Consider the following 26,202-nt stretch of genomic DNA (forward strand, 5'->3'; position numbering starts at 1 on the left):
TAACGGGCCGGAGCAGCGGCCGAGCGAGGAAGAGCTCGCGGCCATGAGCCGTGACGAACTCGTCCGGCTCGGCGCGAAGCTGGACGGGGTCGAGATCGTCAACTACCCCGATCCGTGGCCGGTCAAGGGCACCAGGGCCGAGAAGCGCGCCCAGCGCGCGGTGACGTTGTGGTTCGTCCTCGCCATCCTGGCGGGGCTTGCATTCCTGGCCGCGTTGATCTGGTGGCCGTCGGAATACCGGCCTCCGGAGGACGAGCAGGGGCACTTCTGGTACAGCCTCTACACACCGATGCTCGGCATCACGCTGGGTGTGTCGGTGCTTGCATTGGCGATCGGTGCCTTGCTTTACACGAAGCGGTTCGTCCCGGACGAGCTCGCTGTGCAAGAGCGCTCCGACAACATGGGCAAGGGTTCGGCCGAGATCGACCGCAAGACGATCGTGGCTCAGCTGGCCGACGCCGGCGAGCGCAGCACCATCGGGCGCCGGTCGATGATCAAGCGCACGGCCGGTTTGGGGGCCGGTGTCCTGGGTCTGGGCACAGTGGTGTTGCCGCTGGCCGGATTCGTGAAGGACCCGTGGAAGAACCCGGAGAGCGAGGACTCGCTCGCCCACACCGCCTGGAAGCCGCGGTATCCGGGTGAGATCGTCTACCTCCGACGCAACACAGGTGACCCGCAGGAGATCTCCCTGGTTCGTCCGGAGGACCTCGACGCGGGCGGTATGGAGACCGTCTTCCCCTTCCGTGAGTCCGAACGCGACGACCCGCACGCGCTGTCGGCCGCGCTCAAGCGTTCCGACAGCCCTGTGATGTTGATCCGGCTGCGTCCCGAGGACGCTGAGCAGGTGGTCAAGCGCAAGGGCCAGGAGGACTTCAACTACGGCGCCTACTACGCCTACTCCAAGGTCTGCACGCACGTGGGTTGCCCCACGTCGCTGTACGAGCAGCAGACCAACCGGGCGCTGTGTCCGTGCCACCAGTCGCAGTTCGACATCCTGCAGTACGCGAAGCCGGTGTTCGGCCCGGCGACGCGTGCGCTGCCGCAGCTGCCCATCACGGTGCACACTGACGGGTATTTCATCGCTCGGCACGACTTCATCGAGCCGATCGGTCCGGGTTACTGGGAGCGCAAGTCATGAGCTCACTCACTACGCCGACGAAGGGCTCCGGCTTGCTGGCCAAGCGGGTCGCTGAGGCCGCGAACAACGCTGACCAGCGTTATCACTTGGCCCAGGGGTTGCGGCGCCAGCTGAACAAGGTGTTCCCGACCCACTGGTCGTTCCTGCTCGGTGAGCTGGCCCTTTACAGCTTCATCATCCTGATCCTGTCGGGTATCTACCTGACGTTGTTCTTCGACCCCTCGATGGCCGAGGTCGTGTACGACGGTCCGTACAAGAACCTCCAGGGCATCGAGATGTCGCGGGCGCTCGAGTCCACCTTGGAGATCTCGTTCGAGATCCGCGGTGGTCTGTTCATCCGGCAGATGCACCACTGGGCGGCGTTGATCTTCGTCGCCGCGATGTTCGTGCACATGTTCCGGGTGTTCTTCACCGGCGCCTTCCGCAGGCCGCGCGAGGCGAACTGGGTCATCGGCGCGCTGCTGCTGATCCTGGGTATGTTCGAGGGCTTCTTCGGCTACTCGCTGCCGGACGACCTGCTGTCCGGTACCGGTGTCCGGGCGACGCTGTCGGGCATCGTGCTCTCGGTGCCGGTGATCGGTACGTGGCTGCACTGGGCCCTGTTCGGTGGCGAGTTCCCGGGCACGCTGATTGTGCCCAGGATGTACGCCCTGCATATCCTGATCGTCCCGGGCATCATGCTGGCGCTGGTGGCTGTCCACCTCGCGCTGGTGTGGTACCAGAAGCACACGCAGTTCCCCGGTGTGCGCCGCAAGGAGACCAACGTGGTCGGCGTGCGCATCATGCCGGTGTTCGCGCTCAAGGCCGGCTTCTGGTTCGCCTTGGTGACCGGCTTCATCGCGCTGATGTCGGGTCTGTTCCAGATCAACGCGGTGTGGCATATCGGCCCGTACAACCCGTCGCAAGTGTCGGCGGGATCTCAGCCCGACTGGTATCTGGCCTGGGCCGACGGCATCCTACGTATCTATCCGGCGTGGGAGCTGTATCTGGGCAACTACACGGTGCCGCCGGTGTTCTTCGCCGGTGCCATCGGTATGGGCATCCTGTTCGCGCTACTGATCGGGTATCCGTTCATCGAGCGCAAGTTCTCGAAGGACACCGCGCATCACAACCTGCTGCAGCGTCCGCGTGACGCACCGGTGAGGACCAGCCTCGGTGTCATGGCCCTGACGTTCTTCATGGTGTTGGAGATCTCCGGGTTCAACGACATCGTCGCGTTCAAGTACGACATCTCACTGAACGCGATGACGTGGGCGGGCCGCATCGGGTTGTTGATCCTGCCGCCGCTGGCCTACTACATCACCTACCGGATCTGCCTGGGCCTGCAGCGGTCCGACCGGGAGGTGCTGGAGCACGGCGTCGAGACCGGCATCATCAAGCGCCTGCCGCACGGTGAGTTCATCGAGGTCCACCAGCCGCTCGGCCCGGTGGACGAGCACGGCCACCCGATTCCGCTGGAATACCAGGGTGCGCCGGTGCCGAAGAAGATGAACGAGCTCGGTTCGGCGGGGCAGCCGGTGTCCGGTTCGATGCTGACCCCGGACCCGCCGGAGGAAGCGGCGGCCCTGGAGCGCGCCAGGGCGGAGCAAGGCGATTACCCCGGGGGCGGCGAGCTGGAAGCGCCGCAGCCCGAGGAGGCCAGTTCGCCGAGCGAACGCTAGGCACCGAAGCCGACGAAGAAAGCCCCGGCACCGCGAGGCGTGGTGCCGGGGCTTTCTTCGTGTTCGCTTGCCGAGCGGGAGGCGCCGTCCAGTGGCGTCGTCGTTCGGCGCCGGGAACACTCAGCTGTCGTCGATGCCGATGTCGAAGGCGGATTCGGTGTCGGCGCTGGAGTACGACCGGAAGGCGATGTGGGTGACGGTGTCGACCACACCGGGAACCTTGCCGATCTGGCCGGGGATCACCTCGGCGAGTCGCTCGTGGCTCGACACGCGCAGAACGGCGACCAGGTCGACGTCTCCGGCGCACGAATAGACCTCGGACACTCCGTCGATGTCCGCGATCGCCTGCGCTGTCTCGGGAATGCTGTCTGTCGCGGCATGGATGAGCACGATCGCGGTAATCAACGAAGGCCTCCTTGTGGTGTTGTCGATGAGCGAGCGTGGTTCCTTCGTGTGCTGAGAGTACGGGGTGGCGGATGAACGCTCATCTCGCGTCCGAGTCGCCGCGGCCGAAGGCTTCCAGGGCCGTCGCCGTGTCGGCCGTGTCTATCCAGGCTCGCCAGGGTCCCGCACCGTGAGCAGGTTCGGCCCACGGCGTCGAGGTGCGTACCAAACGGACTCCCGGCCGGGTCAGCCAGCGCCACAGTAGCGCCGTCTCCTCACCGTTCGCTCCGCGCAGCGGACCCGGTTCGGGCAGCACGGTCTCCGCCGAGGCGACGAGTGTCTCGACGACGGGCATGGGTGGTACGCCTCGACGCGCGACCCCGGCGGAGGCCAGTCGGCCGTACCGCACGACGGCGAACTCCCACCCACCCGAGCCGTCGGGGGCGGCCGCCACGAGTTCTTCGAGGGAGGCCAGCGCCGTCAACCTGTGCCGCTTGTCGACGGCGCGCAGCAGCGCGACCAACTCGTCGCGACGGCGGGCCGCGCGTTCGAAGTGGTGGGTCGCCGAGAGCTCGTCCAGTTGGTCGTGGCCCAGCTGCAGGAGTGTGGTGTCCACACCGTCGATGAGATCGATGACGAGTCGCACCGAGGAGCGGTAGTCCTCGGCCGTCTGGGCGCCGGTGCACGGTGCTCCGCAGCTGCCCAGTTCGGCGAGCACACAGGGACGGCCCGAGGCCTCTGTGGCGGGTATGCGGCGGGTGCACGTACGCAACCGGGCCAGGTCTGCGAGTGTGTCGGCCACGGATCTGGCACGAGCCCGGGAGGTGAACGGTCCGAGCGCGCCGTCGCGTGGCCGTCGCACCACCGACAGTCTGGGGAACGGTTCGTCGGTGAGCACCACCCACCACACCTTGCCCGGGTTCCGGGAACGGCGGTTGTAGGCGGGGCGGTGGGCCGCCAGCAACCGCCGTTCCCGCACGGCCGCCTCCAAGGCATGGGCGCATTCCACGGTGTCGACCCGTTCCGCCAGCGCCACCATCTCCTTGATGCGACTTCGGTTCTCGGAAGCGGTGAAGTACTGCCGTACCCGCCGACGCAGATCGCGCGCCGTACCGACGTAGAGCACCTCGTCGGACGGGCCGCGGAACAGATAGACACCCGGGCGTTCGGGCAGGTCCGCGGCCAGGCCGCGCTTACGGCGCTGCGCCGGTGTGACACCGGGCAGGTAGTCGAGCAGTTCTTCCAGCGAGTGCACGCCGAGGGAGCCCACACGTTCCAACAGACCGTGCAGGACGTCGACGGTGGCCCTGGCGTCATCGAGCGCCCGATGCCTGGGAGTGCTCCCAGCCCCGAAGAAGGCGGCCAGCGTCGACAGGCGATGCCCTCGGGTCTCCTGCTTTTCGAGGACGCGTCGGGCGAGTTTCAACGTGCACACCACGGTGGGTTTCGGCCACACGTAGCCATGGGTGTCGCAGGCCGCTTTGAGGAACGAGATGTCGAAGCTCGCGTTGTGGGCCACCAGCACCGCGCCGGAGACGAACTCCAGGAACGCGGGCAGCACGTGTTCGATACGCGGGGCCGAGCGCACCATGGCGGCGGTGATGCCGGTCAGCTCGACGATCTGAGGCGGGATCGGCACACCGGGGTCGACCAGGGTCGTGAACTCGCCCAACACCTCGCCGCCCCGGACCTTCACCGCACCGATCTCGGTGATGCCCGCCTCGTCGGGAGTGCGGCCCGTGGTCTCCAGGTCGACGACCACGAACGTGACTTCGTGCAGGGGAGTGCCCAGCTCGTCGAACGCAAGCTGCATGAGCGAAGACTCTAGGGAGAGACACCGACAAGTCCCGGTGGGGATGTGACCGATGTCGTCCGTATCCCTTTCGTGCCGGGTCCTGTTTCGCACGGTGATCACCGTCGGCCGGGCCCTGTCGGTGAACGACCAGGGGGCGCGGTCGGCGGTCCGAGAAACTAAGCTGGACCGATGTTGTCGTCGTCCGCGTACCCTCAGCCGCCCGAGGAGTCCGCCTCGGGGCGGTCGGCTGCCGGTGCGCCCGGCGAAGTCGAGTCCGCTGCCCAGCCCACCAGGGCGGGGGAGAGCGCTTCCGGCACGGAATCCGTCGACTGGCTCGGTCTTCCCGAACCGGTCCGGGAACGGGTGGCCGCGCTCGCCGCCGCGGCGCTGGGCAAGCTCCCCAGTGACGATGTGCCGCGCCAGCTGCGGCCCGTGGCCCGTTTCGCGCCGGCCAAACGGGCGAAGCTCGGGGGCACCGCGTTGTTGAAGGCGCTGAGAGACTCCTCACGCTTTCGGACCGCGGTGCTCGAATGGCTGCGTGAGCACCGTGTGGACGCGCTGAATCCGAACGACGACGACTCCGTGGCCGCCGCCGCGGCAGCCGTGTTGCTCGGCGAGTCCAGCGCCTCGTCGAGGGTGCGGTTGGTGGCGAAGAACACCGAGGAGTCCGCTCTGCGGGCCGAACGCGACGCGGCCGTGGCGCGGGTGCGGAAGCTGGAGGCCGAGGTCGGCAGGCTGCGGGAGGAGCTGGAAGAGGCGCACGCCGTGGTCGAACGGGCCAGAACCGAGCGCGAGGAGGAACTGAACCGCCTGCGGGGCCGGTTGCGGAAACAGGGCATCGTGGTGCGGGAGGCCCAGGACGCCGCTGCGGAGGCCGTGGCGGCGCGGGAGCGTATCCAGGCCGAGCGTGACGCCGAGATCGAGGCCATGGCGGAGCGGTTGGAACGCGAGCGGCAGAAAGCCGCGGCGGAACGGACCAGGGCCGAGCGGGCCGTGTCCGAGGCCGAGGCGGCGCGGCAGTCCGCTCGGGAGGCACGCGATGCCGACGAGATGCGGCTGTCGATGTTGCTGGACACTCTCAGCGGCGCGGTGGACGGCTTGCGTCGGGAGTTGTCGGTCGGACCGAGTCCGCGTCGACCCGCCGACGCCGTGCGCGGCGCGAGTCCGGGGCGTCGGGGTGGCCGGGTGTCGGAACCGGCCGCGCTCGACACCCTCCTCGCGTTGCCGAACGTGCACGTGATCGTGGACGGCTACAACATCACCAAGACCGGGTACCCGGAGCTGTCCCTGGCCGAGCAGCGGCAGCGTCTGGTGCGTGAGCTCGGTGCTCTGGTTTCGCGTACGGGCGCCGAGGTCACCGTCGTGTTCGACGGAGCCGACGTGACCTCCATCCCGGCCGCGGGACCGCGGAACGTGCGCGTCCTGTTCTCGGATCCCGGAGTGTTGGCCGACGACGTCATCCGGTCCCTCGTCCGGTCGGAGCCGCAGGGACGTCCTTTGGTGGTCGCCACCTCGGACCAGGCTGTGGTGAATTCGGTGTGTGCGGAAGGCTCCTATGCCGTTCCCGCCTCCGTGCTGCTCACCCGTCTTGGCCGCGTGTAGCGCGGTCTTTCGGGGCTCATGGAACCCGTTGCGGGGGTGTGCTCTGTGGCGGGGCGCATCGGGGGCGATGCGGGCGAGGTATCGACAGTCGAATAATCCGACCGTCGAACGAAACCTTGTTTTTCCACTTTTCCCGCTGTGTCGTTCTCACTCGCCGAACTGTCGGTGGTCGTCCTTACCGTGTTCGTTGTGAACGAAGTCGAGGACGCCGGTTCTTTCGACGATGCCGTGTGCGATTCGGCCGCGGTGATCGTTGACTGCGCGCGGTGTGTTTTCCGGGAGAAGAAGTGTTCGGATTGTGTCGTGAGCGTGGTGGTCGACACTGCCCGGCCATTGCATTGGACAGCGGAGGAACTGCGGGCGGTCAATCTGCTCGCTGACGCCGGAATGGTGCCGCCGTTACGTCATGTGGCCGCATGAGTCCGTGGTGGCCGACGATTCTCACCGCATAGCGTGACTTCGCGACATACTTCGCGCGAGCACTCTTCGTTCAGGCTTTTCGCTGAGCGGTCCATCCGATCAGGTGAACGGTCGCGTCGTTGACCGGGTGAGCGTGTTGCGCTGCTCACAGGCTGCGACAAACCGCTGGTCCGAAGGTTTGCCCACGTACAGTCACCGATTCCTTTCGGCGGGTTGATGGACGCCGTGGACGCTCTTTCGTAATCTGGCCGAGATCTCGCGCGAGTCAGCCGTTCCACAGGGGTCGGCGACGCGGGATCGCCGCCGAAACAGCTTGTCGGGGAGCTGTGCCGGATGCGGCGGTGACGAACGGCGACGAACCCGATATCGGGTATCGAAAGCAGTTGACATGGATGCCATGCCCGGTGCGGTGCCGTCGTGACAGCCGCGGCCGGACGTGGAGTGGTCCTGTCGCGTTCGCCGGTGCCGTCGCCGGTAGGCGGCTGAAAAGCAAAGGAGACACGCGCGACGTGCGGTCGCATCCCGTAAAACGTGTGGTGTCTGGAGCATTGGCGGCGTTCGCTGTGATCGCGACCGTCACCTTCACCCAGGCGCCGGCCGCGGCGACACCCACGTTCCCCGCCCCGCAACAGCCCCCGAGCGGCTCCGACGCTCTGGAGAAATATCGGGAGATCGCCAGTAAGGCCGAGAAACTCAACGAGGACTACCTCAAGGCTCAGGAAGACCTGGAGGCCAAGCAAGAGGAACTCGACAAGTTCGACAAGGCCCTGAAGAAGGCGAAGGACGCCGAGGCGAAGGCGCGTGCCGACGAAGAGGAGTTCCGTAAGGAGGTCGACAGGTTCGCGGGCGTGTCGTTCACCAGCGGCGCGCAGCTGAACAAGATGTCGGCGTTGCTCACGGGCGAGTCCCCACAGGACTTCCTCGATCGTTCCTCGGCGATCGACCTTCTCGCGGCGGACAAGAACCGGGCACTGAGCGCGCTCAAGGACGCCGTCACCAGGGCGGAGGAGAGTCGCAACGAGGCGGCCACGGCGCAGCAGAAGGCGAAGGAGGCCAAGGACAAGGCCGCCGAGATCGCCGCTGACCTCGAGGTCCGCAAGAAGAAGCTGGAGGAACAGAAGGAGGAGCTGGCCGAACAGGCGGGCCTGCTCAGTGCCGAGGACGAGGCCGCGCAGCAGGACCAGGGCCCCGACGTGGGCCCGATCCAGGCCCCCGGACCCGCCGCGCAACGGGCGATCGACGCCGCGATGAGCAAGCGCGGCAGCCCGTACGTGTACGGCGCCACGGGCCCGGGCACTTTCGACTGCTCGGGGCTGACCCAGTGGGCCTACGCCCAGGCCGGCATCAACATTCCGCGCACCAGCTCGGCGCAGTCGCAGTACGGCACCCCGGTGCCGAGGTCGCAGTTGCAGCCCGGCGACCTGGTGTTCTTCTACTCACCGGTGTCGCACGTCGGCATCTACATCGGCAACAACATGATGGTGCACGCGCCCAGCTCGGGTGATGTCGTGAAGGTGGCGTCGCTGGACGGCCAGCAGTACAGCGGCGCGCGTCGGGTCGCCTGACCCGCCTTCGATGAATGCCCCCACCGGGGCGGGATACTCTCGGCACCATGCCTCGCACGTTGTTGGTGACCAACGATTTCCCGCCCCGGCCCGGGGGCATTCAGTCGTATCTGCACTCGTTGGCCACCCGGTTGCCCGACGAGGAACTGGTGGTGTACGCCCCCTCCTGGGAGAGGAGTTCGGGGTCCCACAGGGAGTTCGACGCCGAGCAGCCGTTCGAGGTGGTGCGGCATCCCACGTCGTTGATGTTGCCGACTGCGGATGTGCTGCGGCGCGCGAGGCAGTTGTTGAGTTCGCGGCGTTGCGAGAACGTGTGGTTCGGTGCCGCCGCGCCGCTGGCGTTGCTCGCCGAACCGCTGCGGAAGGCCGGCGCGAGCCGTGTGGTGGCCTCCACACACGGGCACGAGGTCGGCTGGTCCATGATTCCGGCGGCCCGGCAGGCTCTTCGTCGTATCGGTGACACCACCGACGTCGTCACGTTCGTCAGTCACTACACTCGCCACCGGTTCGCCTCGGCGTTCGGCCCGTTGGCGGGCTTGGAACATCTTCCGTCCGGAGTGGACCCGACGGTGTTTCGTCCCGACGACGCGGCACGGTCGGAGTTGCGGAAGCGTTACGGGCTCGGCAGTCGGCCCACAGTGGTGTGTGTGTCGAGGCTGGTTCCGCGTAAGGGCCAGGACATGCTGGTGAGGGTGTTGCCCGAGCTACGGCGCCGTGTTCCGGGAACCGCGTTGTTGCTCGTCGGTGGTGGTCCGTACCGCCGCAGTCTTACCTCTTTGGCCGAGCAGTGCGGTGTCGCGGAACACGTGATCTTCACAGGGTCGGTGCCGTGGGAGGAACTTCCCGCTCATTACACGGCCGGTGACGTGTTCGCCATGCCGGCCCGAACCCGGGGCAAGGGGCTCGACGTCGAAGGGTTGGGCATCGTCTACCTGGAGGCGTCGGCCACGGGGCTGCCGGTGGTGGCGGGCAACTCGGGTGGCGCGCCGGAGACCGTGCTGGACGAAGTCACCGGACACGTCGTCGACGGTCGGGAGGAGACGCAGCTCGTGGAGACCCTGGCCGCGCTGCTGGCCGACCCGGTTCGGGCTCGGCGGATGGGCGAGGCGGGAAGACGGTGGGTCAGCGAGCACTGGCGTTGGGACGTGCTGGCCGAACGACTGTCCGACCTGTTGAGTGGCCGTCGCCGACTGGGTGGAGCGGCGGACACGTATCGAAGCCGGAGCGGGCGCTTCCGCGGCCGGTGAGGACTGTGCTCTTCAGTGCTCCTTCAGGGCCCCTCAAGGCCCGGCGTCACGCTTCCCGCAACGCCGGTCGACGCGGATCGTCCACGCGTACCACCACGTCGGCGAGCTCGGCCGGTGCCACTTCCTCCTCGTATCGGGTGTAGGCGGGCAGGGCCCAGCGCGACTCCTCGGGAAGGCGTCTGTTCAAGGCACCGTGGGACAACCACAAGTGCACCGTGATCTCGGCGGGCAGTCCTTGCCCCAGCAACAGCTCGCCGTCCAGCACCATGATCCCGCCGTCGGGTAGGCGAGTGCGGGGTAGTCGGAAGGCGCGGTCTCGAGTAGTGTCCCACAACGCGGGCAGCACTTCCCCGGTACCCGACGGTTCCAAAGGTCCCAGTACCTCCCGTCGGAGCGCCGCGACGTCGAGCCAGTCCTCGTAGCGGACGTCCGGGTCGTACCTACCGCGTTCGAAGCGCAGCGAAGCCGGCCGGAGGAAGTCGCCCGCGGATACCCGCAGCACCTCGTGTCCGCGTACCCGTAGCGGATCGACGAGTGCGTCGGCCAGTTCCGCGGTGTTCGTCGCCTCGTCGGCACCGTCGATCAGCACTCGGGTCCATCGCCTGTGGGCTGCGGTGGCGGCCACGCGTTCGGCGAGTTCGGTCACCAAGTGATCGACTGTGATCGGCCGGTACCGGGGACTGGTCGGCATGGCACCACGGTAATCGCCACGTCGTAGAGTGCCGGTCATGACGCTCGATCCTGGCCTTCGCAGGCTGTTGGAACTCGACATCCGGCACGTGTGGCATCCCTACGGCCCGATGCCCGCCACCGTGCCGCCGCTGTTGGTCGAGGAGGCGTCCGGGGTGCGGCTGCGGCTGGCCGACGGCGGTGAGCTGGTGGACGGCATGTCGTCGTGGTGGGCCGCGATCCACGGCTACCGGCATCCAGTGCTCGACGCGGCGTTGACCGAGCAGGCTTCCCGGATGAGTCACGTCATGTTCGGCGGATTGACCCACGAACCCGCCATCACGTTGGCGACCACGCTCGTGGACATCACCCCCGAGGGGCTGGAACACGTGTTCCTGTGCGACTCCGGGTCGGTGTCGGTGGAAGTGGCGCTCAAGATGTGTCTGCAGTACTGGCGTTCCGTGGGGCGTACGGGAAAGAACAGGATGCTCACCTGGCGCGGCGGGTACCACGGTGACACCTTCCATCCCATGAGCGTGTGCGATCCCGAAGGCGGTATGCACGCGCTGTGGCGTGGTGTTCTGCCGGAGCAGGTGTTCGTCCCGGCCCCGCCGCCCGGATTCGACACCCCCGTCGACCGGTCTTATGCGGACACCCTGGTCCGGGCGGTGCGGGAACACGCCGACGAACTGGCCGCCGTCGTGGTGGAACCGGTGGTGCAGGGAGCCGGTGGCATGCAGTTCCACAATCCCGAGTACCTGCGGGTCCTGCGCGAGGTCACCGAGGAGTGCGACGTGCTCCTGATGTTCGACGAGATCGCCACCGGATTCGGGCGCACGGGCACGTTGTTCGCCGCCGAACACGCCGGGGTGACACCCGATGTGATGTGTGTGGGTAAGGCGTTGACCGGCGGCTACCTCACGATGGCGGCGACGCTGTGCACCTCCGAGGTCGCCGAGGGCATCTCGCGCGGCGAGGTGCCGGTGCTGGCGCACGGGCCGACGTTCATGGGCAACCCGCTCGCCTCGGCGGTCGCGAATGCCTCGATCGGGTTGTTGTCCGACGGCACCTGGCGAAGCGAGGTCAGCCGTATCGAACGTGGACTCCGGGACGGCCTCGCGGCCGCGCGAGACGTGCCCGGAGTGGTGGACGTGCGGGTGCTCGGCGCCATCGGCGTGGTGCAACTCGACCATCCGGTGGACATGGCGGTGGCGACCGAGGCGTTGACGTCGCGGGGAGTGTGGTTGCGTCCCTTCCGCGACCTGATCTATACGATGCCGCCGTACGTCATCTCCGACGCGGACATCGGGCTCATCACCGCCGCGATGGTGGACACGGCCGGGGTCGCCTGACCGGGTTGTCCGGCACGAGACGCGGAAGACACGGCGGTGTATCCGGCCTTCGAAGTGAAGACCGGGTGAAGGCACGTGGTGACGGCGGTATTAGTGTCGCTGCCGTGACCGTGCTGGTGGTGTCCGGAACCGGAACCGGCGTTGGCAAGACCGTGGTGACGGCGGCGGTGGCTGCGCTGGCGGCCGACCGCGGTCAGCGTGTCGCCGTGCTCAAGCCCGCTCAGACCGGTGTCGCGCCGGGGGAGCCGGGCGATCTCGCCGACGTGAGCCGCCTGGCCGGGGACGTGACGACCTGCGAACTCCGCCGGTACCCGGACCCGTTGTCGCCCGAGGCCGCCGCGCGCCGCAGCGGCCTGCCCGCGGTGACACCCGCCGACGCCGCGGCCGCGGCGACACGGTTGCACGACGACCACGACCTCGTGCTCGTGGAGGGCGCGGGTGGGCTGCTCGTGCGGTTCGACGCGGCGGGGGGAACGCTCGCCGACGTGGCGTGGGCGCTGAGCGCTCCCGTGATCATCGTCGCGGAGGCGGGGCTGGGCACGCTCAACGCCACGGCTCTGACCGCCGAGGTGGCGACCCGTCGGGGTCTCGACATGCTGGGTGTCGTCATCGGTTCCTGGCCTTCCGAACCCGATCTCGCCGCCCGCTGCAACGCCGCCGACCTGTCGGTGGCCGCCGCCGCGCCTCTGTTGGGAGCCCTGCAGGAGGGAGCGGCCTCGGCAGGCCGGGCGGAATTCCTCGACAAGGCCCGTCGTGGGTTGTCCCCGTGGCTGGGTGGCGTGTTCGATTCCGACCAGTTCACCCGAACCGCGGCTTCGACGCCCGATGTGATGTAGCCCGACGTGATGTAACTCGCTGTGCCTTTCCGGCGGTGTCCGTCAGACTCACAGAACACCCAGTAAGTCCGAAGGAGATACCGTGACGGCCGCAACCACGGAATCGGGGATTCTCGCCCTGGCTCGGGAAAAGGTGCTCGACAAGGGGATCGGATTATCCCAGCGCGAGGTGCTCGATGTGCTGCGCCTCGACGACGAGTACATTCCCGAGCTACTGTCCCTCGCCCACGAAGTGCGGATGAAGTGGTGTGGGCCCGAGGTGGAGGTCGAGGGCATCGTCAGTGTCAAGACCGGCGGCTGCCCGGAGGACTGCCACTTCTGTTCGCAGTCGGGACGGTTCCCCACTCCGGTGCGCTCGGCGTGGCTGGACATCCCCGGCCTCGTGAAGGCCGCCGCCGAGACCGCGGCCACGGGTGCGACGGAGTTCTGCATCGTGGCGGCGGTACGCGGCCCGGACGCGCGTCTGATGTCGCAGGTTCGTGACGGCATCAAGGCGATCCGCGACTCCGGCAACGACATCCAGATCGCGTGCTCGCTCGGCATGCTGACCCAGGAACAGGTCGACGAGCTCGTCGAGATGGGCGTGCACCGCTACAACCACAACCTGGAGACCGCCCGGTCGCATTTCCCCAACGTCGTCACCACGCACACGTGGGAGGAACGATGGGAGACCCTGCGGATGGTGCGGGACGCGGGCATGGAGGTGTGCAGCGGCGGCATCATCGGCATGGGCGAGACCCTGGAGCAGCGCGCCGAGTTCGCGGTGCAGCTCGCCGAGCTCGACCCGGACGAGGTGCCGATGAACTTCCTCATCCCTCAGCCCGGTACACCGTACGAGTCCTACGACGTGGTGGAAGGCAAGGACGCGCTCCGGGTCGTGGCGGCGTTCCGACTGGCCATGCCTCGCACGATGCTGCGCTTCGCGGGCGGCAGGGAACTCACCCTCGGTGATCTGGGTGCCGAACAGGGCATACTCGGTGGGGTCAACGCGATCATCGTCGGTAACTACCTGACCAATCTGGGTCGTCCCGCTCAGCAGGACCTGACCATGCTGGGCGATCTGCGGATGCCGATCAAGGCGCTGAGCGACACTCTGTGAGCCTGGTAGGAGCTCGGAGATGAGTACCGTGTACTGCGTCCACTGCGGGCAGCCACTGTCCTCGCGGGAACACGATCAGTGCCGTACTCCGCGCGCAGACTTCGAACCACCGCGATACTGCTCGGTGTGCGCACGGCGGATGGTGGTGCAGGTGACGCCGAGCGGGTGGACGGCCCGGTGCAGCAGGCACGGGGAAACCTCCTCCGCCGACGTCTCCCCGACCGGTTAGGCTCGCCACGACGAAGCCGGGGCGTTGCGCGGGGAGGGTATAGGAGTGTCCGAGCAACCAGGCATCGAATGGGTGCACGGAACACCGGTCGGAACGGCTCACCGGCCTCCTCGCGTGGTCGTCAAGGCGGACCTGTTGCCGACCTTCAGCGTGGCCTCACTCATCAGTCTGGTGGGGCTTCCGTTGGGCTGGATCTGGGCGCAGCTCGCGCCACCACAGCGCATGCGGGTGGTCACGCGGGACGGTCGGCTGGTGCCGTTGACGTCGGAGAGCTGGCACCGGTTCGACGGGCTGGCGATGTTCCTGCTGCTCGGTCTGGTGGCGGGATTACTCGTCGGCGTGGTGGTGTGGTTGCTGCGGGCCCGACGGGGACCGGTCATGTTGGTGGGCGCCGTGCTCGGCTCGGTGCTGGGCGCGTGGCTGGCCATGAGAATGGGGTCCGCGTTCGCCGAGATGCGATTCCCCGTCCCGGAGTCGCTCGCGCTCGGTGCGGTGGTGGAACGGGCACCGGTGCTGGAATCGGCATGGGTGCTTGTCGCGCAGCCACTCACCACCGCGTTCGCCTACGGCTCGTTGGCGGCCTGGAACGCTCGGGACGACCTGGGTAGACGATTGGGCTGAGCCCCGTGCCCCGCCGTGATCCTCTTTTTCCCGCCCGGTCTAGTTGAGATTGGGGCGGAGCAGCGTCTGATCCGTCTCGTGTTGCGACGGCGGCACGGCACTCAGCTCGGACACGAAGGCGGCCTCCCTGGTCAGTAGGTGGTAGGCCAGCCTGAGTCTGCGTAGCGGATGCCGTTCCTCCAACAGCGCTTGCCTGTCGGCCAACGGCAGGATGCAGTCGGAGGCCACCTGGTAGGCCAGGGTGTCGTAGGCGGTGTCCCGTGGTGGGGAGCGCCAGCTGTCGGACTCCCACGCCACCGAGCAATAACGGTGGTGCGCCGCCCTGCACACGTCGGCGAGCCGTGAGGCCGCGTCCTCGGCGCCGTGGGCCACGGGCTCGTCGTCGACCCATTCGACGGTGCCCTGCAGGTACGGCGTGGTCTCGGCATCGATGTCCACCAGCCGGAACCGTCGGTGTCCCGTGGTGACGATGTCGAACCGGCCGTCGGGTAGGCGTCGTGCTTCCCGCAGCCGGGTCGCGCAGCCCGTAGGGTGGACGTGGGCGAGCCCTTCGACCTCCTGCACCGTGGGGTCTGCGATCGTCACCACGCCGAACAGTCGGTCCGGCAACACTTCCGTGATGAGATCGAGGGTGAGTTGTCGGTAGCGCGGCTCGAAGATGTGCAGCGGAAGGTGTACGCCGGGAAACGCGACGGTGCGGAGTGGGAAGAGCGGCAGTGTCGTGGGCGTCGTGGGCCGGTGGCTGCTGTGTCCTTCCGAGTGGGTCACGTGCTCACGTTACGGGTTTGTCGGCGGCATCGCGCGTCCGAGAGCGACGGGACGTCGTCCGGGCAGGGGGCCGGAACACGGCGAAGGGGTCGGTCACACGCATGTCCCGGTGCGCGAACCGGTAGAGCGCTGCCGGTCGGCCACCCGAACGTCCGGGAGAAGCCGTGTCACCGGTGGGGACTAGCACGTTCCGCCGGGAGAGCACACGCTGCAGGTTGGTGGCGGAGACGTCATAACCCAGTGCCGCCGAGTAGAGCTGACGCAGGGCCGAAATGGTGAACTTCTCGGGTGCCAGGGCGAACCCGATGTTGGTGTAGCTGAGTTTCGCTCGTAGCCGCTCGCGGGCGTGCAGCACGATGTCCTTGTGGTCGAAGGCGGTGCGGGGCAGGTCGTCGACACTGTGCCAGGCGGTGTCCTCGGGAACGGTGGGGTCGACGTCCGAGGGCATCAACCCGAGGAACGCCGTGGCCACGACGCGTGGTCCGGGAACCCGCTCGGGCGCGCTGAACACCCCGAGCTGCTCGACATGGGCGAGCTTTCTGACGTCGACCTTCTCGGCGAGTTGACGCCGGATCGAGGTTTCCACGTCCTCGTCCCGGCGCAGCCTGCCTCCGGGGAGTGACCACCGGCCGATGTGCGGGTCGAGCGCACGTCGCCACAGCAGCACCCGGAGGGCGGCCGGCTGGTCGCTGTCGGTGAGCATGCCGGTGTGTGTGGCGGATCGCACCTGACAAACCGCGGCCAGAACCTCGTGTGCCAGGGGGCTGTTGCTGTTAATATGAGACCGCACAGTTTTCGATTGTAAGGCGAAAACTACCGGAGGGCAATCATGACGGCACACGTGGACGAGCTCACCCCGTACGGCGGTGTCCGGGCGGACGCGGCCTGGGCCGAGGAGGTGCGCAGGCTGGCTCGGGAGCGTGATGCCGTCCTGCTCGCGCACAACTACCAACTGCCGGAGATCCAGGAGGTCGCCGACCACACCGGTGACTCGCTGGCGTTGAGTCGCATCGCCGCGTCGAGCGACGCGTCCACGATCGTCTTCTGCGGTGTCCACTTCATGGCCGAGACGGCGAAGATCCTTTCGCCGGACAAGACCGTGCTCATCCCCGACGCCCGAGCGGGCTGCTCGTTGGCCGACTCCATCACGGCCGAGCAGTTGCGGGAGTGGAAGGCGCGGTATCCCAACGCGGTGGTGGTGTCCTATGTGAACACCACGGCCGAGGTGAAGGCCGAGACCGATATCTGCTGCACGTCGTCGAACGCGGTGGATGTCGTGTCGTCGATCCCCGCCGACACCGAGATCCTGTTCTGCCCGGACCAATTCCTCGGTGCCCACGTCAAACGGGTCACAGGCAGGGAGAACCTGCACGTGTGGGCGGGGGAGTGCCACGTGCACGCCGGTATCAACGGCCCCGAGCTGGCGGAGCGGGCCGCTGCCGACCCGGATGCCGATCTGTTCATCCACCCGGAATGCGGATGCGCGACCTCGGCGCTCTACCTCGCGGGTGAAGGCGCGGTCGCGCCCGAGAAGGTGAAGATTCTGTCCACGGGCGACATGCTGAAGGCGGCGCGGGGCACGAAGGCGAAGTCGGTACTGGTCGCCACCGAGGTGGGCATGCTGCACCAGTTGCGCAAGGCCGCGCCCGAGATCGACTTCAGGGCCGTCAACGACCGTGCCTCCTGTCGCTACATGAAGATGATCACCCCGGCCGCGCTGCTGCGGGCCCTGCGGGAGGGTGTCGACGAGGTACACGTCGACCCGGACACGGCGGCTCGGGCGCGCGCATCGGTGCAGCGGATGGTCGAGATCGGCACGCCGGGCGGTGGAGAGTGAGACCACCGGTTTGTGACTATCAGTCGAAAACTGGATGGGAGGCCGAGGCCGATGTGGTGGTCGTCGGCAGTGGGGTCGCCGGGCTGACGGCCGCGCTTCGAGCCACCGAATTGGGCCTGCGGGTACTGGTGATCACGAAGGGACGCATCACCGACGGCAACACCCGATGGGCTCAGGGCGGCGTGGCCGTGGTGCTCGACGACGGTGCCGACAACGCAGGTGGTTCCGATCCGATCGACACGGTCGACGCCCATGTGGCGGACACCCTCCTGGCCGGATCCGGGCTGTGCGACTCCGAGGCGGTCCGCGAGGTCGTCACGGCCGGTGCCGCCGCCGTGGAGCGGCTGCGCCGTTGGGGAGCACGGTTCGACACCGATGACGGGGGCTGCCTGGCCCGCGCCCGCGAAGGTGGGCACAGCGCGTTCCGCGTGATCCACGCGGGCGGCGATGCCACGGGCGCGGAAGTGCAACGATGCCTCGTCACCGCGACGAAAGGCGAGGGCCTGCCCGTTCTGGAGCGGCACGTCGCCGTGGACGTGCTGACCACGGCGACGGGTGCGGTGTGCGGCGTCCGGGTGCTGGCCACCGACTTGGCCACCGACACGACCACGGGCCGGACCGTCGACTCGGCCACCGACTCGACCGCCGACTCCGTGTCCGTCGAGCCGGGCATCGTGCGTGCCAAGGCGGTCCTGCTGGCCACGGGTGGCCACGGGCAGCTCTACCGGGCCACCTCCAATCCGGAACTCGCCACGGGTGACGGGTTGGCGTTGGCTCTGCGTGCGGGGGCGAGCGCAGCCGACCTGGAGTTCGTGCAGTTCCATCCCACCGTGCTCTACACCCCCGGGGCGCGGGGGCAGCGCCCGCTGGTCACGGAGGCGATCCGGGGCGAAGGGGCCGTGTTGGTGGACGCGGCGGGAGAACCCGTCATGCATGGCGTGCACCCGTTAGGTGATCTCGCGCCCCGGGATGTGGTGTCGGCCGCGATCACGCGCAGGCTCGCCTCGGCCCCCGGCGGCGTCGACGACCATGTCTTCCTCGACGCCACGGGCGTCCCCGGGTTCGCGCGCAGGTTCCCCACGGTGCTGGCCGCGTGCCTCGCCGCGGGTGTGGACTCGCGCCGCGAACCGATCCCGGTCGCCCCCGCCGCGCACTTCGCGTGTGGCGGGGTGATCACCGACACGCACGGACGTACGGAGGTGACCGGCCTCTACGCGGCCGGTGAGGTGGCGCGCACGGGATTGCACGGCGCGAACCGACTGGCCTCGAACAGCCTCCTCGAAGGGCTCGTGCTGGGACGGCGGGCGGCTGAGACCGTGGCGGCCGACGCGGAAAGCGGGAAATTGACCGATCCCGCCGTCGAGTTCGCTATGCCTTCCCCGGTCGCGCCCGCGGCGGAGCGGTCGTCACTGCAGCGGCTCATGAGCCGGTACGCGGGTATCGGACGTGACGCCGACGGCCTGGCCGTGGCCGGGTCCGCGCTGGATGTGTCCATAACGGATATTCCGCTATGGACTGTGGAGGCGGTGGAGGACGCCGCGCTCACTCTCGTCGCCCGCGCGTTGCTGGCCGCGGCGGCCGCACGCACCGAGACACGGGGCTGCCACGTGCGCACAGACCACCCCGATACCGACGACCGCGGTTGGCTGCGTAGCCAGACCATCCGGCTGAACCCGTCGGGACAGCCGGTCCTGGCCGACCCGATCCTGGAGGACGTGGCGTGAGTGAATTGGACACCGCCGAGGTGCGACGCGTGGTCGACACGGCGCTGGAGGAGGATCTGCGGTACGGGCCGGATGCCACCACTCGGGCGACGGTGCCTGCGACGGCGACGGCCGTCGCCGAGCTGACCCCGCGAGCGGCGGGGGTCGTGGCGGGGGTCGACGTGGCGAGGGCCGTGTTCGACACCGTGTTCGCCGGTGCCGACTATGAGGTGCTGTCCGCGCGTGCCGACGGCAGCTTCCTGGAGGTCGGCGAGCCGGCGCTGGTGGTTCGCGGGCCGGTGCGGGGACTGCTGACCGCCGAACGGACGGCGCTGAACCTGCTGTGCCACCTGTCTGGCGTGGCGACCGTGACGGCGGCGTGGGTGGCGGCCGTGGAGGGCACGGGCTGTGCGATCCGTGACTCCCGCAAGACGCTGCCGGGACTGCGGGTGCTGGAGAAGTACGCCGTGCGGTGCGGGGGAGGCGTCAATCACCGGATGGGCCTCGGCGACGCCGTGCTGATCAAGGACAACCACGTCGTGGCGGCGGGGTCGGTCACCGAGGCGTTGCGGCTGGCTCGACAGAGCGCGGCCGAACTGCCGTGCGAGGTGGAGGTGGACGACCTCGGCCAGTTGGCGGAGACGTTGCACGCCGGCGCCGACGAGGTGTTGCTGGACAACTTCAGCCCCCAGGACTGCGAGCGCGCGGTACGGCTGCGCGACGAGTTGTCACCGAAGACGCGGCTGGAGGCCTCGGGCGGGTTGAAACTCGACAATGCCCGCCGCTACGCCGAAACGGGCGTGGACTACCTCGCGGTGGGAGCCCTGACGCACTCGGCGCCGGCCCTCGACATCGGCATGGATCTGCGTAGGACGTGAGGCGGAGGCTCGGGTCCTCAACCGACCTGTTCCGAACGGCCTACCAGGCCCCGGTCCGGTTCGCCAGTACCCCGGTGGCTTTGCGGGACGCTTCGGCCCGCTCGGGGTCGATGTCGGTGACGAGCAGGTCCGGCGCCGCGCCGAGCTGGACGTGTACCTGACCGAAGGGGTCGGCGACCGTGGAGCAGCCGATGCCGGTGGGCGCCTTCGGATGCACCTCGACGCCTGCGGCGGAGGGATCGGCCTGGTCGCACCCCAACACCCAGGTGCCGGAGTCGAGCGCCCTGGCACGCACCAGCAGCTCCCACTGCTCGCGTTTGCCCTTCCCCGCACCCCATGACGTCGGCAGCACGACGGCACTGCTGCCCGCATCGGCGAGTGCCCGGAACAGTTCGGGGAATCGGACGTCGTAGCAGGTCGCGAAGCCGAGTGTCACACCGTCGACTGTGGCGGTCACCGGCCGTGAGCCCGGGGCGACCGTGTCGGACTCGCGGAAACCGAACGCGTCGTAGAGATGGATCTTGTCGTAGCCGAGATGCAGGCCGAGTCCGGTGATGAGCAGGGTGTTGCGGACTCGCTCGCCGTCGGGAGTGAACATGCCCGCGACGACGAGCACACCGGCGTCGTCCGCGATCTCTCGCACCGCCTGGGCCCAGGGCCCGTCGAGGGGCTCGGCGAACGGGGCGAGCGACACACCGAAGCGCACCATCGTCGCTTCCGGGAACACCACGACACGCGCTCCCCGCTCGGCGGCGGAAGTCGTCCACCGCCGGATGGACCGGAGATTCTCGGCGGGGTCGGCGCTGGATGTGAGCTGGCACAAACCCACTCGGAGCACGGCTACCTCCCGGTCGTGGACGCGGTACCGCCTCGTACCCTAGACCGTATGTTGAAGCGCACCGACCTGCGAGGTCGCGTCCCGTCGTCCACACAATTGCGTGCGCTGTTGCCGCGCGCCGAGATGGACGTGGACGCGGTGCTGCATCAGGTGCGGCCGGTCGTCGACGCGGTGCGGGAGCGCGGTGTCGACGCGGTACTCGACTACACCGAACGCTTCGACGCGGTCCGTCCCGACCGCGTGCGGGTGCCCGCCCGCGAGCTGGAGAGCGCACTCGCCTCCCTGGACCCGGTGGTGCGGGAAGCGTTGGAGGAGTCGATCACCCGGGCGCGCGCCGTGCACGCCGATCAACGTCGTGAGGACGTCACCACTCAGGTCGTCGACGGCGGCACCGTCACCGAACGTTGGGTGCCCGTGTCCCGGGTCGGTCTGTACGCGCCGGGCGGGTTGGCTGTGTACCCGTCGAGCGTGGTGATGAACGTCGTGCCCGCCCAGACGGCGGGCGTGGGGTCGTTGGTGCTGTGCTCGCCTCCGCAGGCGGCCTTCGGTGGCCTGCCGCATCCGACCATTCTCGCGGCGGCCGCGCTGCTCGAGGTCGACGAGGTGTGGGCGGTCGGCGGCGCCCAGGCCGTGGCCCTGCTGGCCTACGGCGGCACCGACACCGACGGTGCGGAGCTGGAACCGGTCGACATGGTGACCGGGCCGGGAAACATCTATCTGACCGCCGCCAAGCGGATGTTGCGTGGCCTGATCGGTATCGACTCCGAGGCCGGACCCACCGAGATCGCGATCCTGGCCGACGACACCGCCGACCCCGCGCACGTGGCGGCCGACCTCGTCAGTCAGGCAGAGCACGACACCCTGGCCGCGAGTGTGCTGGTCACGACGTCGGAGGCACTGGCGGACGCGGTGGACGAGGAATTGCGGCGTCGGGTGGCCGCCACCAAGCACACCGAGCGGGTGGAACAGGCTTTGCGGGGCGCGCAGTCCGGCACCGTGCTGGTGTCCACAATGGACGAAGGGCTGCGGGTGGTGGACGCCTACGCCGCCGAACACCTGGCCATCCAGACCGCCGATGCGCGTGAGGTGGCCGCGAGGGTGCGCAACGCGGGCGCGATCTTCGTCGGTCCGTATTCCCCGGTGTCGCTCGGTGACTACTGCGCCGGTTCCAACCACGTGTTGCCGACGGGCGGGTTCGCGCGGCATTCGTCGGGACTGTCCGTGCAGAGCTTCCTGCGCGGGATCCACGTCGTCGACTACAGCGAACAGGCATTGCGCGACGTGGCCGACAAGGTGGTGGCACTGGCCGACGCCGAGGATCTGCCCGCGCACGGCGAGGCCGTGGTCGCGCGAACCGGGCGACTGACGGAAGGGTGACGCGTGAGCGCCGGAGAGACCGACAAGACCGATAAGACCGCCAAGACCGACGAGATTACCGCCGTGACCCTCGACCAGCTGCCGTTGCGCGAGGACCTGCGGGGGCGCAGCCCGTACGGCGCGCCGCAACTGGACGTTCCGGTACGGCTCAACACCAACGAGAACCCGTTCCCGCCCCCCGCCGAACTCGTCGACGACGTCACGGACGCGGTGCGGGAAGTGGCGCGGGAACTGCATCGCTACCCGGACCGGGACGCCATCGCGTTGCGGCGTGACCTGGCCGCCTACCTCACCACGTCGACCGGGGTGCCGCTGACCGAACGCCACGTGTGGGCGGCCAACGGCTCCAACGAGATCCTGCAGCAGCTGTTGCAGGCGTTCGGCGGTCCCGGGCGGTCGGCGCTGGGCTTCGAGCCGTCGTACTCGATGCACCCCATCATCTCGGCGGGGACGCGCACCGAGTGGGTACCGGCGCCACGCAGGCCCGATTTCACGCTCGACGCGGCACAGGCGGCGGCGCTGGTGGCCGAACGCGCACCCGATGTCGTCTTCCTCACCAGCCCGAACAACCCGACCGGAGGATCGATCCCGCTCGAGGACCTGGAGGCCGTGCTGCGGGCGGCGCCGGGGCTGGTCGTGGTCGACGAGGCGTACGCGGAGTTCTCCTCGCAGCCGAGCGCTGTGCACCTGCTGGCGAAGTTCCCGGCGAAGCTGGTGGTGTCACGCACCATGAGCAAGGCCTTCGCGTTCGCGGGCGGGCGGATCGGATATCTGGCCGCCGCTCCGGCCGTGGTGGACGCGTTGCAACTGGTGCGACTGCCCTACCACCTGTCCTCGGTGACGCAGGCAGCGGCCCGCGCCGCCCTGCGGCACGCTGACGCGACGTTGCAGTCGGTGGCGAAGCTGGCCGCCGAACGAGACCGCGTCGCCGAGGCGTTGCGGGAGCTCGGTTTCACGCCCGTGCCCAGTGACGCCAACTTCATCCTGTTCGGACGGTTCGCCGATCCCACAGCGGCCTGGAAGTCCTATGTGTCCTCCGGCGTGCTGATCCGTGATATCGGCATCGCCGGACACCTGCGCGTGTCCATCGGCACGCCCGACGAGAACGACGCCTTCCTACAGGCGAGCAAGGAGGTCCCGAGGTGAGCCGCGTCGGTAACGTCGAACGCACCACCAAGGAGTCGTCGATCCGGGTTGAGCTCGACCTGGATGGCAGCGGCCAGGTGTCGGTGTCCACCGGTGTCCCGTTCTACGACCACATGCTGCACTCCTTCGGCGTGCACGGCAGTCTCGACCTGCGGATCGAGGCGCAGGGCGACGTCCACATCGACGCGCACCACACCGTCGAGGACACGGCCATCGTGCTCGGCCAGGCGCTTCGTCAGGCGCTGGGCGACAAGAAGGGGATCCGTCGTTTCGGTGACGCGTGGATTCCCATGGACGAGACACTGGCGCACGCGGCCATCGATGTCTCCGGGCGCCCGTACTGCGTGCACATCGGTGAGCCCGAGCAGTTCAACACGTTCACCATCGGCGGCAACTACCCGTTCGTGCTGACCAGGCACGTGTTCGAGTCGTTGTCGTTCCACGCGCAGATCGCCCTGCACGTGCGGGTGCTTCACGGTCGGGACCCGCACCACATCGCCGAGGCCCAGTACAAGGCGGTGGCTCGCGCGTTGCGGGAGGCCACGGAGTCCGACCCGAGGGCCGGGGGCATCCCGTCCACGAAGGGAGTGCTGTAGGTGTCACGCGACGTCGTGGAGCTGCTGCTGTTCGCGTTGGCGGGTTTCCTGGCCGGCGGGGTCTTCAGCACGTGGAAGAGGTCGCGCGGGCTGGCGGTGGTGCTCGGCGTCGCCGCTCTGCTGGCGGTTGGCGGCGCTGTCGCTTGGCTCATGTCCTAGTGGGCTCCTAGTGGGCTTTTAGTGGGCTCCTAGTGGGCGCTGTCAGGAGCTGCGGACACGACTGCACAGCCTGCGGACACGGCTACACAGGCTGCGGACACGGTGTGGGTCAGAGGCCGCCTTCGACTCTCGGTTTCAGACCGGGGGCACCCGGGCCCAGGTTGGCGATGGTGTCGTCCGGATTGTTGAGGGCACACGTGCGAAGTGACAGGCAGCCGCAGCCCACGCAGCTGGTGAGCTGGTCTCGCAGCCGCTGTAACGCGTCGATGCGGGCGTCGAGCTCGTCCTGCCAGCGCCGCGACAACCTCGCCCAGTCGGCCTTCGTCGGCGCGTGGTCGCGGGGCAGGGTGGCCAGCGCCTCGCTGATCTGCTCCAACGTCAGGCCGACACGTTGGGCCGAACGGATGAAAGCGATCCGTCGTAGCACCGACCGTGGATACCGGCGCTGGTTGCCCGCCGTCCTTTCGGCGAAGATCAGACCACGGTCTTCGTAGAACCGGAGTGCGGTGTGGGGGACACCGCTGCGGTGGGCCACCTGTCCGATGGTGAGATAGTCGGCGAGCTTCGGCACTCCGCCACAGTACCCGAATCTCCACTATGGTCGAGCTAATTTCCGGGGTTGTGCTGTTGACAGGGTCGATCACCTGTTCAAACGCCCCTCCGGTGTGTCCCGCCCGGGTTCGGCGGTCCGTTCCGACTGGTCGGAGTCGTCGCGGCGGTAGGGGAAGCGGTACGACTGGACAGTCGGGAGCGCCGCCGCGCGTATCGCCTCGGGTGGTGGCTGTACCGGTGCGGGCGGTTGCCTCACTCGTCGAGCCGAGTGGGGCATACTCGGCGAGGTGCAGTTGGTTACTCTCGACGACGTTCGTGCCGCAGCCGCGCGTATCGCCTCGGCCGTGGTGCGTACCCCATTACTGCCGTGCCCGTGGGTGGGCAACGAGCGCTCGGCCGCCGACCGGGGGTTGTGGCTCAAGCCCGAGAACCTCCAACCCATCGGCGCCTTCAAAATGCGAGGGGCGCACAACGCGGTCGCGCGACTCGACGAGGACGCTCGCGCGCGGGGGGTCGTGGCCTACTCCAGCGGGAACCACGCCCAGGCCGTCGCCCACGCGGCCGCCGCGGCCGGTATCACTGCGCACATCGTGATGCCGGCTTCCACACCCCAGGTCAAGATCGACAACACGCGGTCCCACGGTGCCGAGGTCGTTCTCGTCGGTGACGACGAGCGTGAGGCGGTGGCGTACGAGATCGTCGCCGAGCGCGGCGCAGTGTTGGTGCCGCCGTTCGACCACCCGGATGTCATCGCCGGGCAGGGCACGGCAGGGCTGGAGATCGTCGAGGACCTTCCCGACGTCGACGTGGTTCTGGTGCCCGTCAGCGGTGGTGGGCTCGCCTCGGGGATCGCCACGGCGGTCACGGCGCGTCGTCCGGACGCCAAGGTGATCGGTGTCGAACCCGAGCTCGCCTCCGACGCGAGGGAGAGCTTCCGCGCGGGGGAACTCGTGGACTGGCCGGTCGCGGACCGCTTCCGCACCATCGCCGACGGACTGCGTTCCCAGCCGTCCGAACTCACGTTCGCCCATCTGCGGAATCGGTTGCACGACATCGTCACGGTCACCGAGGACGAGATCCGCTCGGCGATGGCGGCGCTGGCCCAGAAGGGCAGGCTCGTCGCCGAACCCAGCGGCGCGGTGTCGACGGCGGCGTACCTCTTCCGAGGGGACGAACTCCCCGCCGGACGCACGGTGGCGGTTGTCTCCGGCGGTAACGTCGATCCCGCGTTGCTCGCCGACGTTCTGACCGCCCGAACCGACGAGGAGGACCGAGCCGATGACTGAGCCGGAGCCGATGTTGTTCGGTGCCGAACACGTACGTCAGTACGAGGAGAGCGATGGCGAGGTCGGATTCCTCAGGCACGGTGCGCCAATCCTCATCCTGACCATCACCGGTCGGAAGACGGGTCGACCTCGTAAGGTTCCTCTGATCTTCCAGGAGCACGAAGGCCGCTACGTCGTGGTCGCGTCCAACGGTGGTGCCGCCGACCACCCTGACTGGTACACGGACCTCCAGGCCGACCCGGAGGTCCGTGTGCAGGTGAAGGCGGATCGATTCGCCGCGCGTGCTCGAACGGCCACGGGTGAGGAGAGGGAGAAGCTGTGGCGGACCATGGCGGCCGTGTTTGCCATCTACGACGAGTATCGGCGTACGACCGAGCGGGAGATTCCGGTCGTGGTCCTGGAGCCAGTGGAGCCAGTGGAGCCAGTGGAGCCACAGCCCTGAGC

27 protein-coding genes are annotated in these 26,202 nt (G+C 68.4%); 20 read left to right on the plus strand and 7 right to left on the minus strand.

The features are described 5' to 3' along the window. On the plus strand, positions 1 to 1,138 hold a 1,138-nt coding region (locus M7H19_RS06895; protein ID WP_298178417.1), incomplete at its 5' end, for a ubiquinol-cytochrome c reductase iron-sulfur subunit. Further along, positions 1,135 to 2,799 (plus strand): cytochrome bc complex cytochrome b subunit, encoded by a 1,665-nt coding sequence (locus tag M7H19_RS06900; protein WP_298178420.1) that lies wholly within the window; start codon positions 1,135 to 1,137, stop codon positions 2,797 to 2,799. The genes M7H19_RS06895 and M7H19_RS06900, both read left to right, overlap by 4 nt. A gap of 120 nt (positions 2,800 to 2,919) precedes the next feature. On the opposite strand, the gene M7H19_RS06905 is transcribed toward M7H19_RS06900, so the two are convergent. After that, complete coding sequence (locus M7H19_RS06905) at positions 2,920 to 3,204, minus strand: Lrp/AsnC ligand binding domain-containing protein (RefSeq protein WP_298178422.1); 285 nt, start codon at positions 3,202 to 3,204, stop codon at positions 2,920 to 2,922. A 79-nt stretch (positions 3,205 to 3,283) separates the two neighbouring features. Further along, positions 3,284 to 4,996 (minus strand): DEDD exonuclease domain-containing protein, encoded by a 1,713-nt coding sequence (locus M7H19_RS06910; protein WP_298178425.1) that lies wholly within the window; start codon positions 4,994 to 4,996, stop codon positions 3,284 to 3,286. Between the two features lie 171 nt (positions 4,997 to 5,167). On the opposite strand from M7H19_RS06910, the gene M7H19_RS06915 reads away from it, so the two are divergent. From M7H19_RS06915 to M7H19_RS06930, 4 genes are all read left to right on the plus strand, one after another. Further along, positions 5,168 to 6,580, plus strand: coding sequence for an NYN domain-containing protein (locus tag M7H19_RS06915; RefSeq protein ID WP_298178428.1), 1,413 nt, complete (start codon positions 5,168 to 5,170; stop codon positions 6,578 to 6,580). Positions 6,581 to 6,769: 189 nt separating this feature from the next. Next, positions 6,770 to 7,000: a hypothetical protein gene (locus M7H19_RS06920; protein ID WP_298178431.1), complete on the plus strand. Its 231-nt coding sequence runs from the start codon at positions 6,770 to 6,772 to the stop codon at positions 6,998 to 7,000. Positions 7,001 to 7,509: 509 nt separating this feature from the next. Beyond that, a complete protein-coding gene (locus tag M7H19_RS06925; protein ID WP_298178433.1) occupies positions 7,510 to 8,565 on the plus strand; it encodes a C40 family peptidase in 1,056 nt (351 codons plus the stop codon). Positions 8,566 to 8,612: 47 nt separating this feature from the next. Further along, positions 8,613 to 9,812, plus strand: a complete 1,200-nt coding sequence (locus tag M7H19_RS06930; RefSeq protein WP_298178436.1) for a glycosyltransferase family 4 protein — start codon at positions 8,613 to 8,615, stop codon at positions 9,810 to 9,812. Positions 9,813 to 9,858: 46 nt separating this feature from the next. Here the strand turns inward: M7H19_RS06930 and M7H19_RS06935 are convergent, their stop codons facing one another. Continuing rightward, complete coding sequence (locus tag M7H19_RS06935) at positions 9,859 to 10,503, minus strand: uridine kinase (RefSeq protein ID WP_298178439.1); 645 nt, start codon at positions 10,501 to 10,503, stop codon at positions 9,859 to 9,861. 37 nt (positions 10,504 to 10,540) lie between these two features. Here M7H19_RS06935 and M7H19_RS06940 point away from each other — a divergent pair, with 37 nt between their 5' ends. The 5 genes from M7H19_RS06940 (at position 10,541) to M7H19_RS06960 (ending at position 14,618) form a co-directional block, all read left to right on the plus strand. Beyond that, positions 10,541 to 11,833 carry an adenosylmethionine--8-amino-7-oxononanoate transaminase gene (locus M7H19_RS06940; protein ID WP_298178442.1) on the plus strand — a complete coding sequence of 431 codons (1,293 nt, stop codon included), beginning with the start codon at positions 10,541 to 10,543 and terminating at the stop codon, positions 11,831 to 11,833. A gap of 104 nt (positions 11,834 to 11,937) precedes the next feature. After that, positions 11,938 to 12,669 (plus strand): dethiobiotin synthase, encoded by a 732-nt coding sequence (gene bioD, locus M7H19_RS06945; protein WP_298178444.1) that lies wholly within the window; start codon positions 11,938 to 11,940, stop codon positions 12,667 to 12,669. Between the two features lie 82 nt (positions 12,670 to 12,751). Continuing rightward, the gene (gene bioB / locus M7H19_RS06950; protein ID WP_298178446.1) at positions 12,752 to 13,768 is read left to right on the plus strand and encodes a biotin synthase BioB; all 1,017 of its coding nucleotides are present in this window, start codon (positions 12,752 to 12,754) and stop codon (positions 13,766 to 13,768) included. 19 nt (positions 13,769 to 13,787) lie between these two features. Beyond that, positions 13,788 to 13,997, plus strand: coding sequence for a hypothetical protein (locus tag M7H19_RS06955; RefSeq protein ID WP_298178449.1), 210 nt, complete (start codon positions 13,788 to 13,790; stop codon positions 13,995 to 13,997). A gap of 63 nt (positions 13,998 to 14,060) precedes the next feature. Next, positions 14,061 to 14,618, plus strand: a complete 558-nt coding sequence (locus M7H19_RS06960; RefSeq protein WP_298178622.1) for a DUF2567 domain-containing protein — start codon at positions 14,061 to 14,063, stop codon at positions 14,616 to 14,618. A 39-nt stretch (positions 14,619 to 14,657) separates the two neighbouring features. Here the strand turns inward: M7H19_RS06960 and M7H19_RS06965 are convergent, their stop codons facing one another. Then, entirely contained in the window at positions 14,658 to 15,386 is a 729-nt protein-coding gene (locus tag M7H19_RS06965; protein ID WP_298178453.1) for an LON peptidase substrate-binding domain-containing protein, read from the minus strand. Between the two features lie 4 nt (positions 15,387 to 15,390). Beyond that, on the minus strand, positions 15,391 to 16,089 hold the full coding sequence (locus M7H19_RS06970; RefSeq protein ID WP_298178456.1) for an NUDIX domain-containing protein: 699 nt from the start codon (positions 16,087 to 16,089) through the stop codon (positions 15,391 to 15,393). A gap of 126 nt (positions 16,090 to 16,215) precedes the next feature. Here M7H19_RS06970 and nadA point away from each other — a divergent pair, with 126 nt between their 5' ends. Genes nadA through nadC form a run of 3 tightly spaced genes read left to right on the plus strand, consistent with a single transcriptional unit; the run spans position 16,216 to position 19,804 of the window. Beyond that, positions 16,216 to 17,223 (plus strand): quinolinate synthase NadA, encoded by a 1,008-nt coding sequence (nadA, locus tag M7H19_RS06975; protein ID WP_298178459.1) that lies wholly within the window; start codon positions 16,216 to 16,218, stop codon positions 17,221 to 17,223. Then, entirely contained in the window at positions 17,220 to 18,947 is a 1,728-nt protein-coding gene (locus M7H19_RS06980; protein WP_298178461.1) for an L-aspartate oxidase, read from the plus strand. The genes nadA and M7H19_RS06980 overlap by 4 nt, the downstream gene beginning before the upstream one ends. After that, a complete protein-coding gene (nadC, locus tag M7H19_RS06985) occupies positions 18,944 to 19,804 on the plus strand; it encodes a carboxylating nicotinate-nucleotide diphosphorylase (protein WP_298178463.1) in 861 nt (286 codons plus the stop codon). The genes M7H19_RS06980 and nadC overlap by 4 nt, the downstream gene beginning before the upstream one ends. Before the next feature lie 40 nt (positions 19,805 to 19,844). Here nadC and M7H19_RS06990 read toward each other — a convergent pair whose 3' ends face one another. Continuing rightward, a complete protein-coding gene (locus M7H19_RS06990) occupies positions 19,845 to 20,642 on the minus strand; it encodes a carbon-nitrogen hydrolase family protein (protein WP_298178466.1) in 798 nt (265 codons plus the stop codon). 48 nt (positions 20,643 to 20,690) lie between these two features. Between M7H19_RS06990 and hisD the strand changes: the two genes are divergently transcribed. Genes hisD through M7H19_RS07010 form a run of 4 tightly spaced genes read left to right on the plus strand, consistent with a single transcriptional unit; the run spans position 20,691 to position 23,920 of the window. Continuing rightward, positions 20,691 to 22,019 carry a histidinol dehydrogenase gene (gene hisD / locus M7H19_RS06995; protein ID WP_298178468.1) on the plus strand — a complete coding sequence of 443 codons (1,329 nt, stop codon included), beginning with the start codon at positions 20,691 to 20,693 and terminating at the stop codon, positions 22,017 to 22,019. A 54-nt stretch (positions 22,020 to 22,073) separates the two neighbouring features. Further along, the gene (locus M7H19_RS07000; RefSeq protein WP_298178624.1) at positions 22,074 to 23,165 is read left to right on the plus strand and encodes a histidinol-phosphate transaminase; all 1,092 of its coding nucleotides are present in this window, start codon (positions 22,074 to 22,076) and stop codon (positions 23,163 to 23,165) included. Further along, positions 23,162 to 23,761, plus strand: coding sequence for an imidazoleglycerol-phosphate dehydratase HisB (gene hisB / locus M7H19_RS07005; protein ID WP_298178471.1), 600 nt, complete (start codon positions 23,162 to 23,164; stop codon positions 23,759 to 23,761). Before M7H19_RS07000 ends, hisB begins: the two co-directional genes overlap by 4 nt. Beyond that, the gene (locus tag M7H19_RS07010) at positions 23,762 to 23,920 is read left to right on the plus strand and encodes a hypothetical protein (protein ID WP_298178473.1); all 159 of its coding nucleotides are present in this window, start codon (positions 23,762 to 23,764) and stop codon (positions 23,918 to 23,920) included. Positions 23,921 to 24,029: 109 nt separating this feature from the next. On the opposite strand, the gene soxR is transcribed toward M7H19_RS07010, so the two are convergent. Next, on the minus strand, positions 24,030 to 24,491 hold the full coding sequence (soxR, locus tag M7H19_RS07015; RefSeq protein ID WP_298178475.1) for a redox-sensitive transcriptional activator SoxR: 462 nt from the start codon (positions 24,489 to 24,491) through the stop codon (positions 24,030 to 24,032). Positions 24,492 to 24,759: 268 nt separating this feature from the next. Here soxR and M7H19_RS07020 point away from each other — a divergent pair, with 268 nt between their 5' ends. Then, complete coding sequence (locus M7H19_RS07020; RefSeq protein WP_298178478.1) at positions 24,760 to 25,758, plus strand: threonine/serine dehydratase; 999 nt, start codon at positions 24,760 to 24,762, stop codon at positions 25,756 to 25,758. A 10-nt stretch (positions 25,759 to 25,768) separates the two neighbouring features. Beyond that, positions 25,769 to 26,200, plus strand: coding sequence for a nitroreductase family deazaflavin-dependent oxidoreductase (locus tag M7H19_RS07025; protein WP_298178627.1), 432 nt, complete (start codon positions 25,769 to 25,771; stop codon positions 26,198 to 26,200). Positions 26,201 to 26,202 lie beyond the last annotated feature (2 nt).

Origin of the sequence: Saccharomonospora sp. (assembly GCF_027317685.1) — a bacterium.
GTDB lineage: Bacteria > Actinomycetota > Actinomycetes > Mycobacteriales > Pseudonocardiaceae > Saccharomonospora.